The 13765-nt window shown below is 64.2% G+C and carries 13 protein-coding genes; 4 read left to right on the top strand and 9 right to left on the bottom strand.

Going from position 1 to position 13765, the window contains the following annotated elements; genetic code table 11:
• Positions 1-74: 74 nt before the first annotated feature.
• From holA to FNZ07_RS15920, 7 genes are all read right to left on the bottom strand, one after another.
• Entirely contained in the window at positions 75-1169 is a 1095-nt protein-coding gene (gene holA / locus FNZ07_RS15950) for a DNA polymerase III subunit delta (protein WP_091009870.1), read from the bottom strand.
• A 31-nt stretch (positions 1170-1200) separates the two neighbouring features.
• Positions 1201-1752: an LPS-assembly lipoprotein LptE gene (locus FNZ07_RS15945; RefSeq protein ID WP_091009867.1), complete on the bottom strand. Its 552-nt coding sequence runs from the start codon at positions 1750-1752 to the stop codon at positions 1201-1203.
• Between the two features lie 42 nt (positions 1753-1794).
• Positions 1795-4389, bottom strand: coding sequence for a leucine--tRNA ligase (leuS, locus tag FNZ07_RS15940; RefSeq protein WP_091009864.1), 2595 nt, complete (start codon positions 4387-4389; stop codon positions 1795-1797).
• A 225-nt stretch (positions 4390-4614) separates the two neighbouring features.
• Positions 4615-5046, bottom strand: a complete 432-nt coding sequence (locus FNZ07_RS15935) for an ExbD/TolR family protein (protein ID WP_091009861.1) — start codon at positions 5044-5046, stop codon at positions 4615-4617.
• Between the two features lie 33 nt (positions 5047-5079).
• Positions 5080-5745, bottom strand: coding sequence for a MotA/TolQ/ExbB proton channel family protein (locus tag FNZ07_RS15930; RefSeq protein ID WP_091009858.1), 666 nt, complete (start codon positions 5743-5745; stop codon positions 5080-5082).
• Positions 5746-5816: 71 nt separating this feature from the next.
• On the bottom strand, positions 5817-6614 hold the full coding sequence (dapB, locus tag FNZ07_RS15925) for a 4-hydroxy-tetrahydrodipicolinate reductase (RefSeq protein WP_091009855.1): 798 nt from the start codon (positions 6612-6614) through the stop codon (positions 5817-5819).
• A 17-nt stretch (positions 6615-6631) separates the two neighbouring features.
• Positions 6632-7420 carry an outer membrane protein assembly factor BamE gene (locus tag FNZ07_RS15920; RefSeq protein ID WP_091009853.1) on the bottom strand — a complete coding sequence of 263 codons (789 nt, stop codon included), beginning with the start codon at positions 7418-7420 and terminating at the stop codon, positions 6632-6634.
• 162 nt (positions 7421-7582) lie between these two features.
• Between FNZ07_RS15920 and fur the strand changes: the two genes are divergently transcribed.
• Positions 7583-8011 (top strand): ferric iron uptake transcriptional regulator, encoded by a 429-nt coding sequence (gene fur / locus FNZ07_RS15915; RefSeq protein WP_091009850.1) that lies wholly within the window; start codon positions 7583-7585, stop codon positions 8009-8011.
• A gap of 87 nt (positions 8012-8098) precedes the next feature.
• Here the strand turns inward: fur and gap are convergent, their stop codons facing one another.
• Positions 8099-9109: a type I glyceraldehyde-3-phosphate dehydrogenase gene (gene gap / locus FNZ07_RS15910; protein ID WP_091009847.1), complete on the bottom strand. Its 1011-nt coding sequence runs from the start codon at positions 9107-9109 to the stop codon at positions 8099-8101.
• Positions 9110-9206: 97 nt separating this feature from the next.
• A complete protein-coding gene (tkt, locus tag FNZ07_RS15905) occupies positions 9207-11237 on the bottom strand; it encodes a transketolase (RefSeq protein WP_091009844.1) in 2031 nt (676 codons plus the stop codon).
• Positions 11238-11608: 371 nt separating this feature from the next.
• Here tkt and speE point away from each other — a divergent pair, with 371 nt between their 5' ends.
• From speE to FNZ07_RS15890, 3 genes are all read left to right on the top strand, one after another.
• Entirely contained in the window at positions 11609-12478 is an 870-nt protein-coding gene (gene speE, locus FNZ07_RS15900) for a polyamine aminopropyltransferase (protein WP_091010893.1), read from the top strand.
• 98 nt (positions 12479-12576) lie between these two features.
• On the top strand, positions 12577-12990 hold the full coding sequence (locus FNZ07_RS15895; RefSeq protein WP_091009841.1) for a VOC family protein: 414 nt from the start codon (positions 12577-12579) through the stop codon (positions 12988-12990).
• A gap of 19 nt (positions 12991-13009) precedes the next feature.
• The gene (locus FNZ07_RS15890) at positions 13010-13750 is read left to right on the top strand and encodes a 16S rRNA (uracil(1498)-N(3))-methyltransferase (RefSeq protein WP_091009838.1); all 741 of its coding nucleotides are present in this window, start codon (positions 13010-13012) and stop codon (positions 13748-13750) included.
• Positions 13751-13765 lie beyond the last annotated feature (15 nt).

The following is a 13765-nucleotide window of genomic DNA, read 5'->3' as shown; positions in this document are numbered from 1 at the left end:
GCCGCTCCGTAGTGTCGGGCTGACTTGTTCGTACTGCCGCAGGAGGTTGCGGCAGGCGTGCTACGACGCGTCGGCTAACCCGCGCGACGCGCCGGCGCACCGCCCGATGGTGCATTGCGCGGCGCGGCAACACTCATCGCCAGTTCGAACAGCCCGTCCCATGGATCAGGCGGCGGATTGTCGCGCGGCTGGCCCGGCGTGTTGCCCGACAGTCCCTTCACCTGCCTGTCGAGCCGAGCGGCAAGCGCGAGGCCTTTTTCCAATGCGGGCTCTGTGATGCGCGACAGCGCCGGTCCGACGAGCCGTTCGCGCGGACCCCAGACACGGTTCTCGCGCAGCAGCATCGCGAGCGGTTTGCCCGCAGCGACACCGCGCTTGATGCGCAGCAGCGTGCGCACTTCCTCGACCACGGCCCACAACACCAGCACCGCCGCCTCGCCTTCGCCGCGCAGACCGTCGAGCATGCGCGAAAGCCGCCCGACGTCGCCGGCAAGCATCGCTTCGTTCAGCTTGAATACGTCATAGCGCGCCACGTTCAGCACGGCATCGTGAACCTGCTCGAAGCTCAACGCACCGGCTGGATAGAGCAGCCCGAGCTTCTGGATTTCCTGATGCGCGGCGAGCAGATTGCCCTCCACACGCTCAGCGATAAATTGCAGCGCGCGTCGCCCGTCTTCCCCGGCTGCCATCCGCTGCCCCTGCTGCGCGAGCCGCTGGCCGATCCAGTTCGGCAACTGCGCGCGTTCGATCGAATCGACCTTCAATGCGACGCCTGCTTCGGACAGCGCCGTGAACCAGCCGGCCTTCTGCGTCGCGGCGTCGAGCCGTGGCAGCGTGACGAGCGTCAGCACTTCGTCATTCACCGCGGCAGCAAGCGTCTTCAGCGCATCCGCGCCTTCCTTGCCTGGTTTGCCCGATGGAATCCGCAGTTCGACGAGTTGCCGGTCGCCGAACAGCGACATCGACTGGCTCGCGCCTAGCAGCGAACTCCAGTCGAAGCCACGCTCGACGGTGAACACCGAGCGATCGGTGAAGCCGGCCGCGCGCGCCGCCGCACGAATGCGGTCGCACGCTTCCTGCGCGATCAGATGCTCATCGCCGTACACGACGTAGAGGCCCGCGAGTCCTTTCGCGAGGTGTGTGTCGAGCGAGTCGAGTCGCAGTTGCATGACTAGATGCCGGTGAAAATCGTCATGCCGTTCACAGCGGCGGCGGCGGCAGCGGTGCGCGCGGCGAGACACCCGGCACCTGCTGGCCAGGGCCGGGATGCAGCGTGTGCACGACCGAGAGACGGCGCATCAACTGGTCGACGGCGTCGTTGCGCATGTCGGCGATCAGCAGGTCGTATTCCGCCGACTTCGCCTGCGAGTACTGGTCGCTATAGGTCATCGCACGGTTCAGCGCGATCGCGCTAGGTGGAATGAGCAGCGTGCCGTCCGCGCCCACGAGCGAGTAGTTCAGCGTGTAGTTGATCTGGTATTCCTCGACAACGCCCAGCGAATTCAGCGTCAACACGCTGGTGCCCTGCCCTTCCGACAGCCGCAGCGTCGCGTCGGCGTTGGCTGCGTTGTTCACCACCACCGTGTCGCTGCCGCCTTCCACCATCCGCGTGAGGCGCGCGACACCGGCTGGCGCTCCGCCGGCGACCGCCAGGCGCTTGAACGCATAGTCCTGCTGGCCGCGCAGCTGAAAACCACACGCGGACAGAATCAGCGCACTGCACGTCAGCATCAGAAACGATTTGCGAATCACATTAGCTCCCTGGTTCGCAGTAAATCCCGCGGTGCGTCGATATCAAACGACGATGTTCACGAGCCGGCCCGGCACGACGATCACCTTCTTCGGCGGCTTGCCTTCGCTGAACTTCGCAACCATCTCGTGCGCGAGCGCTGCCGCTTCGATCGCTTCGCGCGGCGCATCCTTCGCGACCGTCACAGCGCCGCGCACCTTGCCGTTCACCTGCAGCACGAGCTCGATCTCAGTTTGCTCGAGCGCCGCTTCGTCGACCTTCGGCCACGGTGCGTCGAGCAGCGAACCGAATTCGTCGGCATAGCCGAGTTCGCGCCACAACTGGAACGTGACGTGCGGCACGACCGGGTACAGCACGCGCAGCAGCACGCTGTAGGTTTCGCGCAGCACGGCGGGCTGCGCGCCCTTCGCGCCTTCGAGTGCGTTGAGCATCTTCATTGCCGCCGAGACCACTGTGTTGTACTGCAGCCGCTGATAATCGAAATCGGCCTGCTTCAGCACGCTGTAGATCTCGCGGCGCACGGTCTTGTCGACATCGCCGGGCGCATGCGCGGCCGCCGACGAACCGCCGCGCAGCACCGCTTCGTTGCTCTGTCCAAACGACCACACGCGACGCAGGAACCGGCTCGCACCCTCGACGCCCGCACCCGACCACTCGAGCTGCTGCTCCGGCGGCGACGCGAACATCGTGAAGAGGCGCGCGGTATCGGCGCCGTACAGGTCGATCAGGATCTGCGGATCGACGCCGTTGTTCTTCGACTTCGACATCTTCTCGATGCCGCCGAGCACCACAGGCTGACCGTCCGCGTTGAGCGTCGCACCGACCGGGCGCCCCTTGTCGTCGTGCGTGACGACGACATCGGCGGGATTGAACCACGCCTTCTTGCCGGCATCGTTCTCGCGGTAATAGGTTTCGTTGAGCACCATGCCCTGCGTAAGCAGGTTCTTCGCCGGCTCGGCGAATTTCACGAGGTTCATGTCGCGCATCACCTTGGCCCAGAAGCGCGAATACAGCAGATGCAGGATGGCGTGTTCGATGCCGCCGATGTACTGGTCCATCGGCATCCAGTAGTCGGTGCGTTCGTCGACCATGGTCTTCGCATCGGGCGCGGCGTAACGCGAGAAGTACCACGCGGAATCGACGAACGTGTCCATCGTGTCGGTTTCGCGTTTGGCCGGCGCGCCGCACTTCGGACACACGCAGTTCACGAACGCTTCGGACTTCGCGAGCGGGTTGCCGGTGCCATCCGGCACGAGGTCTTCCGGCAGCACGACGGGCAGATCCTGCTCCGGAACCGGTACGTCGCCGCATGTGTCGCAATGGATGATCGGGATCGGCGTGCCCCAGTAACGCTGGCGCGAGATACCCCAGTCGCGCAGACGCCAGGTGACCTGCTTGTCGCCGAGGCCGAGCGCTTTCAGATCGGCGGCTACGGCATCGATGGCCTGCGTGTAGTTCAGGCCGTCGTACTTGCCGCTATTCACGCAAACGCAGCCTTCCTTGCTGCCGTACCACTCCTGCCAGGCGTCGGCGGAAAACGACTCGCCTTCCACCGCTACCACCTGCTTGATCGGCAAACCGTACTTCTTCACGAACGCGAAGTCGCGCTCGTCGTGCGCGGGCACGCCCATCACCGCGCCTTCGCCGTAGCTCATCAGCACGTAGTTGCCGATCCACACTTCGACGCGTTCCTGCGTCAGCGGATGCGTGACGTAAAAGCCGGTACCGATACCCTTCTTTTCCATCGTCGCAACGTCGGCTTCCGCGACACCGCCGCGCTTGCACTCTTCGATGAATGCCTGCAGTTCCGGCTTGTCCTGCGCAAGACGCGTGGCGAGCGGATGCTCGGCGGCGACCGCGCAGAACGTGACGCCCATGATCGTGTCGGCCCGTGTCGTAAATACGCGCAGCAGCTTTTCCTCACCGTCGATCTCGTACGGGAAGCCGAAATTCACGCCGTAGCTCTTGCCGATCCAGTTCTGCTGCATGACCTTCACGCGCTCGGGCCAGCCGAGGCCTTCGAGGTCGCTTAGCAGCTCGTCGGCGTACTGCGTGATGCGCATGTAGTACATCGGGATTTCGCGCTTCTCGACCAGCGCGCCGGAGCGCCAGCCGCGCCCGTCGATCACCTGTTCGTTCGCGAGCACGGTCTGGTCGACCGGGTCCCAGTTCACAGTGCCGGTCTTCTTGTACGCGATGCCCTTCTCGAGCATCTTCAGGAACAGCCACTGGTTCCACTTGTAGTACGTCGGGCTGCAAGTCGCGACTTCGCGCGACCAGTCGATGGCGAGTCCCATCGACTGCATCTGCCCCTTCATGTACGCGATGTTGTCGTAGGTCCAGCGCGCGGGCGGCACACCGTTCGCCATTGCGGCGTTTTCGGCGGGCATGCCGAACGCGTCCCAGCCCATCGGCATCAGCACGTTGTAGCCGTTCATCCGCAGATAGCGGTACATCACGTCGTTGATCGTGTAGTTGCGTACGTGTCCCATGTGCAGCTTGCCCGACGGGTACGGCAGCATCGACACGCAATAGAACTTCGGCTTGCTGGCGATTTCCGTCGTCTTGTAGGCGTCGCTGGCGCGCCACTCGGACTGCGCGGCAGATTCGACGTCGGAGGGAACGTATTTTTCTTGCATGGTGTGATGGATCGCTGGGTTCGATGCTTTCGCACCGGACGTGGTGCTCTGCGTAACGAAATGTCGTCGGCTCCCCGTGAATGGGGAAAGCGCTGATTATACCGTCCGACGGGGTCTACACCGTGGGTTGCGCACGGCCGGTGCCGTACCGCGGGCGCGGCGGCAAATACCAGACAGCTGCGGGGCCGGGCGGTTACGGCGTGACGGCCGCCGACACCGCGTGCATCAAGGCTTCTGTCCCGGCGGCGGCGGATCGGTCACGAAACCCAGCCGCTCGAGCCCCGCCTGCTGCGCGGCGCCCATCACCTGCGCGATCACCTCGTAGCGCGTGTCGCGCGACGCCCGCAGATGGATCTCCGGCTGGTCCGTGCTACGCCCGGCCTGAACCAGTTGCGCGCGCAGCTGGTCGAGCGCGACCGGGTTGCCGTTCCAGTACAGCTTGCCCGCGGCATCGATCGAGATGGAAATGGTTTGCGGCGTCTGGCGCGCTGAATCGGCGGCGACGCGCGGCAAGTCGAGCCGGATGGCGTGCGTGAAAAGCGGCGCAGTGATGATGAAGATGACGAGCAGCACCAGCATCACGTCGATCAGCGGCGTCATGTTGATGTCCGCCATCGGCGCGGCCTGCTGCTTCTTGTCGAATCCGCCGAATGCCACGTCGTCCTCCGCCTGCCGCGCTGCCGGGATGCGTCAGTTCGCCGGCGCGCACACGTACGCGTGCAGGTCGTGCGCGAAGCCGTCGAGTTCCTCGGACAGTTGCCGCACCATCCGTCCGAGCACGTTGTACGCGAGCACCGCGGGAATCGCGACGACCAGACCGAACGCGGTCATGATCAGCGCCTCGCCGACCGGGCCCGCGACGTTTTCGATCATCGCCTGGCCGCTCGAAGCAATGCTGCCGAGCGCGTGATAGATGCCCCAGACCGTGCCGAGCAGCCCGACGAACGGCGCGGTACTGCCCACCGAGGCGAGCAGCACCTGGCCGAATTCGAGCCGGCGCTGCGATGCGTTGAGCGCTTGCCGCAGCGCGCGCATCACCCGCTCGCTACGATCGACGCGCGCCAGCAGCATGCCGGGAATATCGGCTTCGGCGGCCTGCAATGCGGCTTCGGCAAGCGGCGTGAAAACCCGCTCGCGATCGGCGCGACGCAGCACGTCGACGCCGTCAGACAGCGTCGGCGCCTGCCAGAACTTCGCGATTGCGCGCGGCCCCTGCCGTTTCGCGCGGCCAAGCATCCAGCTCTTGACGATCAGAAAGCACCAGCTCGCAACCGACATGGCCAGCAGCACATAAGCGACGGCATGCGTGATCGCGTCGCTGGTTTGCAGGTAATGGATGATGCCGGTGCTTGCCATCGGGCCTCGCTGTCTGGATGAAGCGCGGCGGCGGCCGTGCGCCGCCGGCTGCCGGAAAATGCCCGCCGTGCTCAGCGCAGGCCGAGTACGTCCTGCATGTCGTAAAGACCGGTGGGATGGTCGCCGAGAAAGCGCACGGCGCGCAATGCGCCTTGCGCATACGACAGACGGCTCGCGGACTTGTGCGTGATCTCGATGCGCTCGCCGATACCGGCGAACAGCACCGTGTGATCGCCGACGATATCGCCGCCGCGGATCGCGGAAAAACCGATGGTTGAAGGATCGCGTGCGCCAGTCACGCCTTCGCGGCCATAGACCGCACAGTCGTCGAGATTGCGCCCGAGCGCATCGGCGATGACTTCGCCCATCATGAGCGCCGTGCCCGACGGCGCGTCGACCTTGTGACGGTGGTGCGCTTCGATGATCTCGATGTCGTAGCCGGTCGCGAAATGGCGCGCGGCAAATTCGAGCAGCTTCAGCGTCACGTTGACGCCCACGCTCATGTTCGCCGCGAAGACGATGCCGATCTTGTCGGCGGCGGCATGCAGCTGCGCTTTCTGCGCGTTATCGAAGCCAGTCGTGCCGATCACGAGTTTCACGTTGTGACGCAGCGCGGCCTCGATGTGCAGCATCGTGCCTTCGGGACGCGTGAAATCGATCAGGTAGTCGGATTCGGCCAGCACCCGGTCGAGGTCGTCGGTCAGCACGACGCCGGTCTGCTTGCCGAGGAACGCGCCCGCGTCCTGGCCGAGCTGCGGCGAGCCGGCACGGTCGAGCGCACCGGAGAGCGTCGTGGCGGAATCGTTCAGGACTGTTTCGATGAGCATCTGGCCCATACGGCCCGATGCACCGGCGATGGCAATCTTCATGAGTAACCCGCGAAAGCCTAGTTGCTTGTTCCCGACGTGGGCGCCGTCAACGGTGCGTTCAGCGTCGGACCACCGCTGCTCGAACCGGTCGGACCCACCGGGTTGTCCTGCGGCACGCCCTGGACGGTCGGCGGCGGCGGACGGTGGAACTGGAACTGCGGCTGCCCCGGCGCCGTTGCGCCTTGCGGCACGCCGCCGTTCGACTGCGGTACGCCTGCGCGCACCGTGGGCCTTTGAGACGGCGTGTCCGGCGCGCTAGTCGCACGGTTCGCGGCTTGCGCGGCCTGTGCGTTGGCATCGACATCGGTGGCGACAGGCGCGGCGGCGGCTGCAGCCGTGTCCGACGCTGCTGCTGCGGACGGCGCGCTGGCCGCGCTAGCCGCTGCTGCCTTGTATTTCTTGCCCAACCTGTCGCCGTCGATCTCCGCCAGCAGTTCCAGATTAGACGGCAGATCCTCGCCGCCCGACCAGCTCGCGACGTTATCGCCCGCAAATATCACGACGAAATCGCGCTGCTGGACGATCGACGTCGAGCCGCGCTTGAAGTAGAAGACGTAGTCCCAGCGGTCGGCATGGAACATGTCGGCCAGCAGGGGCGTGCCCAGCACCTGGCGAACCTGCGCCCGCGTCATGCCGACCTGCATCTGCGCCGCGGCTTCCTTCGATACGAAGTTGCCTTGCACGACCGTGATGCGATACGGTGTGATGCGTTGCGCGATGCGCTGCGTCAGGTTGTCGTAGGTAGAACATCCGACGAGTACGGTCATAACCGCAACTGCCGCAACCGCGCTCAAGGTACCCCGCATGCGGCTCCCCCGGTAGATCGATAAAGATTTAGAAATCATTTCACTCATCACCGTGCGGGCTCGATGACAAGCCGCGCGAGTTTCATTCCGCCGAAGATGGCCTTGAACCGCAAAAACACATTACTATTGGAGCCGTGCATTGTACTCTAGGGATCCCTTGTCATGACCAATCCGACCGATCTCAAGAATATCGGGCTCAAGGCGACCCTTCCGCGCCTCAAGATTCTGGAGATTTTCCAGCATAGCCCAGTCCGCCATCTGACAGCAGAAGACGTCTACCGGAACCTGCTTCACGAAGAGCTCGACATCGGTCTCGCCACGGTTTACCGCGTGCTTACACAGTTCGAGCAGGCGGGGCTGCTGTCGCGCAGCAACTTCGAATCCGGCAAAGCCGTGTTCGAACTGAACGAAGGCACGCATCACGACCACCTGGTGTGTCTCGACTGCGGGCTCGTCGAAGAGTTCTTCGACGCGGAGATCGAAAGCCGTCAGCAGGCCATTGCGAAAGAGCGTGGCTTCAAGCTACAGGAACACGCGCTTGCGCTGTACGGCGCCTGCATAAAAGAGAATTGCCCGCATCGCAAGCATTGAACCGTCGTCGCTCTTAGCCTCGATAAGCCCGATAAAAAGCCGCTCCGAAGAGCGGCTTTTTGACGTGCTACGACACCGACAATCCGCTTACTTCGCGTTCGCCAGCGCAACCGCCGTGTCGAGCATGCGGTTCGAGAAGCCCCATTCGTTGTCGTACCAGCTCGACACCTTCACGAGACGACCCGACACCTTCGTCAGCGTAGAGTCGAATGTCGACGAAGCCGGGTTGTGGTTGAAGTCGATCGAGACCAGCGGCGCCGCGTTGTAGCCGAGGATGCCCTTCAACGAACCTTCCGACGCTTCCTTCATGATCGCGTTCACTTCTTCGACCGTCGTGTCGCGCTTCGCGATAAACGACAGATCGACGATCGACACGTTGATCGTCGGGACGCGGATCGCGTAGCCGTCGAGCTTGCCATTCAGTTCCGGCAGCACCAGGCCGACTGCGGAAGCAGCACCCGTCTTCGTCGGAATCTGGCTGTGCGTGGCCGAGCGCGCGCGGCGCAGGTCTTCGTGATACACGTCGGTCAGCACCTGATCGTTCGTGTACGCGTGGATCGTCGTCATCAGGCCGTTTTCGAGGCCGATCTTGTCGTTCAGCGGCTTGACGAGCGGCGCGAGGCAGTTCGTCGTACACGATGCATTCGAGATCACCGTGTGTTCGGCCTTCAGCACATGATGGTTCACGCCGTAGACGATCGTCGCATCGACATCCTTGCCGCCCGGTGCCGAGATGATCACCTTCTTCGCGCCGCCCTTGATGTGGGCGCTAGCCTTTTCCTTGGTCGTGAAAAAGCCCGTGCATTCCAGCACGACGTCGACACCGAGTTCGCCCCACGGCAGTTCGGCCGGGTTGCGGTTGGCGAGCACGCGGATCTTGTCGCCGTTCACGACGAGGTACTCGCCATCCACTGCGACTTCGCCAGGGAACTTGCCGTGCGCCGTGTCGTATTGCGTCAGGTGAGCATTGGTCTTCGCATCACCGAGGTCGTTGATCGCCACGATCTGAATGTCGTGCTTCTTGCCGTTTTCATAGAAGGCGCGCAGCGTGTTGCGGCCGATCCGGCCGTAGCCGTTGATTGCGACGCGAATCGTCATGGTCTATCTCCTGATGGCTGAAAAAAATACGTTCGATCGGTCCTGCGGGGCAGGCGCCGCGGCGTGAAGCACGCCGCGTGCGTCTCGACAATGTCGATTAGCCCAGTGCAGCCTTCGCCGTCTCGACAACATGCTCGACGGTGAAGCCGAAATGCTTGAACAGCACGCCAGCCGGGGCCGATTCGCCGAACGTGTCGATACCGACCACGCCGCCTTCCAGACCCACGTACTTGCGCCAGAAATCCGTCACGCCGGCTTCGATCGCCACGCGGCGTACGCCCTTCGGCAGCACGCGTTCGCGGTACTCGGCATCCTGCCGGTCGAACACGGTGGTAGCCGGCATCGACACGACACGTGCCGCAATGCCGTCGCGCGCGAGCGGCTCGACCGCTTTCAGCGCGAGTTCGACTTCGGAGCCAGTCGCGATCAGGATCACCTTGCGCGCGACGATCTCGTCGTCCCAGTCGCGCAGCACGTAGCCGCCCTTCGCGACGTTCGCGATCTGCGCATCGGTGCGCGCCGAGAACAGCAGGTTTTGACGCGTGAAGATCAGGACCGACGGACCGTGATGTTCGACAGCTTGCGTCCACGACACCGCTGTTTCGACCGTATCGGCCGGACGCCACACGTCCAGATGCGGAATCAGCCGCAGGCTCGAGACGTGTTCGATGGACTGGTGGGTCGGGCCGTCTTCGCCGAGGCCGATCGAGTCGTGCGTGAACACGAAGATAGACGGTGCCTTCATCAGCGCGGCCATACGCAGCGCGTTGCGGCTGTAGTCGGAGAACGTCAGGAACGTGCCGCCGAATGCCTTGTAGCCGCCATGCAGCGTAATGCCGTTGAGCCCGGCGCTCATGCCGAATTCGCGCACGCCGTAGTTGACGTGGTTGCCCCACTGGATGCCGCTTTCGCCGTCATGCGCCGCGCGCACCGGCTTCGAGGCCTTCCAGTTGGTGAGGTTCGAGCCGGTCAGGTCGGCCGAACCGCCGAGCAGTTCCGGCAGCACCGCAGCCAGCGCTTCGATGGTTTGCTGCGACGCCTTGCGCGACGCGACCGTTTCTGCGCGTTCGTTGGCGGCGGCGATGATGGCTTGTGCTTTCTCTGCCCAGTCGGCGGGCAGTTTCTTGCCGGTGCGGCGCGTGAATTCGGCCGCTTCCTGCGGATACTTTGCCTTGTACTGCGCGAATGCGTCGTTCCATGTGGATTCGAAGCGTTGACCCGCTTCCTTCGCGTCCCACGCGGCATAGACTTCCTGCGGAATCACGAACGGCTCCCACTTCCAGCCGATCGCCGCACGCGTCTTCGCGATTTCTTCGGCGCCGAGCGGCGCGCCGTGCGCGTCGTGACTGCCGGCCTTGGTCGGTGCGCCTTCGCCGATCACGGTCTTGCAGCAGATCAGCGTCGGCTTGTTCGATTGCTTCGCTGCAACGATTGCCGCGTCTACCGCGTCGACATCGTGACCGTTCACGTGCGGGATTACATTCCAGCCGTACGCTTCGAAACGCTTGGGCGTGTCGTCGTGGAACCAGTTGACGACTTCACCATCGATCGAGATGCCGTTGTCGTCGTAGAACGCGATCAGCTTGTTCAGCTTCAGCGTGCCAGCAAACGAACAGGCTTCGTGCGAGATGCCTTCCATCAGACAGCCGTCGCCGAGGAACACGTACGTATGGTGATCGACGATCTTCGCATCGGGCTTGTTGAATTCGGCGGCGAGCAGTGCTTCGGCGAGTGCCATGCCGACCGAGTTGGCGAGACCCTGGCCGAGCGGACCCGTGGTGGTTTCGACGCCCGGCGTGATGCCGTATTCCGGGTGACCCGGCGTCTTCGAATGCATCTGCCGGAAGTTCTTCAGCTCTTCGATCGGCAGGTCGTAGCCGGTCAGGTGCAGCAGCGAATACAGCAGCATCGAGCCGTGACCGTTGGACAGCACGAAGCGATCGCGATCGGTCCAGTTCGGGTTGGCCGGGTTGTGGCGCAGATGACGCGACCACAGTGCCACGCCGATCTCGGCCATGCCCATCGGCATGCCGGGGTGACCGGAATTCGCTTGTTGAACGGCGTCCATCGCGAGCGCGCGGATCGCGTTGGCCATCAGGGAGGTGGGAGCGGGAGATGGGGTCGTCATGTCGAGTCCGGAGAACGGGTCCAAAAAGCGGGGCGCGGGCGGTGTCCGGAAGCTCGACGGCAGTCCGCTGGCGCGCACGGTGCGGCGCCTGAAGACGCGAGACGGGCAGAGCAAACGGACGGGGCTGCAAAGCGTGTCATTCTAGCAGATCGTTCGCTGCGAACCGGGACGGGTGGGGGCTGGGCGAGCCGCGGTGGCAGGCACGTACTGCAAGCCTCGGCTGTGAGCGTCGGTTGCGCTTTGGTAGCGCTTTGGTAGCGCTTTGGTAGCGCTCTGACCGCTGCTCAGCCGTGAGTTTGCCGCGATTCGGCTTGCAATCCGCGGCACTATAATCCGCCCGTCGAAACGCCGCGCCCTTGCGCCTCGCCGCCGTGAACCCTCCTCTGCTGTTCCGCCCTTCGCCCGATGCCGTCTACGGTTTTCCAGACGCACGCTGCATCGAGCGAGTCGATTCGCGCTATCAGCACATCGAAGTCTGGAACACGTCGGCGCTCGGCCGGTTGTTCACGCTGGACGGTCGACCGATGACATCTGCCGGCGACGAGTTCATCTATCACGAATGCATGGTTCATCCAGCGGCGCTTGTGCATCCGGCGCCCCACGCGGCGCTCGTGCTCGGCGGCGGCGATGGCGGTGCGGCGAAGCAACTGCTGAAGCATCCCGGCATCGAGCGGATTGTCGTCGCCGAACTCGACGAGGAAGTCGTCCGCCTGACTCGCGAGCATCTGCCCGACGTGCATGGCGGCGCGTGGGACGATCCGCGCGTCGAACTCGCGATCGGCGATGCGGCGGTCTTCGTCGAGCAGTCGCATGAGCTGTTCGATCTCGTGGTCTTCGATCTGACGCCGCCCGACTCGCCCGCAGCCGGCCTGTACACGCGAAGCTTCTACACCGCGCTCAAACGCACGATGGCGCCGCAAGCCGCGCTGTCGATCCATCTCGGCGCTCCGTACTTTCACGCCGCGCGCATCGAGACCCTGCTCGACGATCTGCGCGCGTCGTTCGCGGTGGTCCGCACGATGGCGGCATTCGTGCCGCTCTACGGCTCGCTGTGGCTGATGGCAACGGCAAGCGACACGCTCGACCCCACCGCGCTCACCGCCGAACAAGCGGCCGCCCGGCTCGCCACGCGAGGCATCGCCGGGTTGAAGTGGTACGACCCGGCACTGCACGCCGCATTATTTGCAGAACCTTACGCAGTGCGCGATAAACTAAGCGGAGTCTTACAGCCATCGCGGTGACGTTGGCGGACGTTGCCGCAGCCGGCCATCGACGGTCATCGCGCGACAGCCGTCCGACCGGTGCACTGCATGGACGCCCCCTGGATACGGAGAATTTGATGACCGCGCCTCGCCCAGCCGGTGTGCCCTGGTTGACCCCTTACATGACGGTGCGCGATGCACGCTCCGCGATCGCGTTCTACGAAGCGGCGTTCGGTTTTGCGCTACGCGACAGCGTGCAGGACGAAGGCGTGATCATGCACGTCGAGATGACCTGGCAAGATCAACTGATCGTGATGTTCGCACCCGAAGGCGCGTTCGGCTCGACAGCGAAGACGCCGAAGAGCGCAGGCGCAATCGCACCGCAATCGTTCTATCTGTACGTCGACGATGTCGATGCGGTTTATGCCAGGGCGCTTGCTGCCGGCGCGAAGTCCCTCAGCGAGCCGCAGGACCAGTTCTGGGGCGACCGTTTTGCCCAGATCGAAGATCTGGACGGCTACCGCTGGGCACTCGCCCGGCGCCTTTCGTGAATTTATGAGCGTTGCATCAATGCCCCGTTTTTTCGTCGGCAAATCGTTTCAGTCCGGCGATGTCGTATCGCTTCCCGACGATGTCGTCCGTCATATCCAGGTACTGCGTCTGCAGGCCGGCGGCCCGCTCGCGCTATTCAACGGCGAAGGCGGCGCGTATCAGGCTGAGTTGATCGAGGTGGAGCGCCGCTCGGCATCGGTGAAGATCGGCGCATTCGACGCCGCGGAAGCGGAGCCGCCGTATCGGTTGACGCTTGCGCAGGGCATCGCCGGTGGCGACAAGATGGACTGGCTGATCGAGAAGGCAGTCGAGCTCGGTGCCTCGAACTTCGTACCGCTGACAACGACACGCAGCGTCGTCCGTCTTGCCGGCGAACGTGCACAACGACGACTTGCGCATTGGGAAGGCATCGTTCGGGCGGCGTGCGAGCAGTGTGGGCGCAACCGGCTGCCGGCTGTCGCGCCAGTTCGCGAATTCACCGCGTGGCTCGACGCGCTGAGCACAACGCCCGCCAACGGCGAATCGCGGCTGCTGCTGTCGCCGCGCGCAAGCATCGCGTTCACCGCATTGCCAGCCGAGCCACCGCGCGGCGAAACGATCGTACTGATCGGCCCGGAAGGCGGCCTGTCGATCGAAGAAGAGGAAGCTGCTACGGCCCGCGGGTTCACCGCCGTCGCACTCGGACCACGCGTGTTGCGCACGGAAACCGCCGGCATCGCGGTGCTCGCCGCGCTGGCCGCACGTTGGGGCGGATGGTGATTGCGGTTAGTTCGC

It is taken from the genome of Paraburkholderia megapolitana (assembly GCF_007556815.1).
In the GTDB taxonomy this organism is placed as follows: domain Bacteria; phylum Pseudomonadota; class Gammaproteobacteria; order Burkholderiales; family Burkholderiaceae; genus Paraburkholderia; species Paraburkholderia megapolitana.
Note: the sequence above shows the minus strand (reverse complement) of the source record. Positions and strands in the feature narration are given on the sequence as shown.

What these genes read in the sequence shown, in the direction of transcription:
- FNZ07_RS15930 (WP_091009858.1), bottom strand. Translation starts at nt 5,745, where the DNA reads ATGGCAAGCACCGGCATCATCCATTACCTGCAAACCAGCGACGCGATC.
- gap (WP_091009847.1), bottom strand. Translation starts at nt 9,109, where the DNA reads ATGACGATTCGCGTCGCAATCAACGGCTACGGCCGGATCGGCCGCAAC.
- holA (WP_091009870.1), bottom strand. Translation starts at nt 1,169, where the DNA reads ATGCAACTGCGACTCGACTCGCTCGACACACACCTCGCGAAAGGACTC.
- FNZ07_RS15895 (WP_091009841.1), top strand. Translation starts at nt 12,577, where the DNA reads ATGACCGCGCCTCGCCCAGCCGGTGTGCCCTGGTTGACCCCTTACATG.
- leuS (WP_091009864.1), bottom strand. Translation starts at nt 4,389, where the DNA reads ATGCAAGAAAAATACGTTCCCTCCGACGTCGAATCTGCCGCGCAGTCC.
- FNZ07_RS15890 (WP_091009838.1), top strand. Translation starts at nt 13,010, where the DNA reads ATGCCCCGTTTTTTCGTCGGCAAATCGTTTCAGTCCGGCGATGTCGTA.
- fur (WP_091009850.1), top strand. Translation starts at nt 7,583, where the DNA reads ATGACCAATCCGACCGATCTCAAGAATATCGGGCTCAAGGCGACCCTT.
- FNZ07_RS15920 (WP_091009853.1), bottom strand. Translation starts at nt 7,420, where the DNA reads ATGCGGGGTACCTTGAGCGCGGTTGCGGCAGTTGCGGTTATGACCGTA.
- dapB (WP_091009855.1), bottom strand. Translation starts at nt 6,614, where the DNA reads ATGAAGATTGCCATCGCCGGTGCATCGGGCCGTATGGGCCAGATGCTC.
- tkt (WP_091009844.1), bottom strand. Translation starts at nt 11,237, where the DNA reads ATGACGACCCCATCTCCCGCTCCCACCTCCCTGATGGCCAACGCGATC.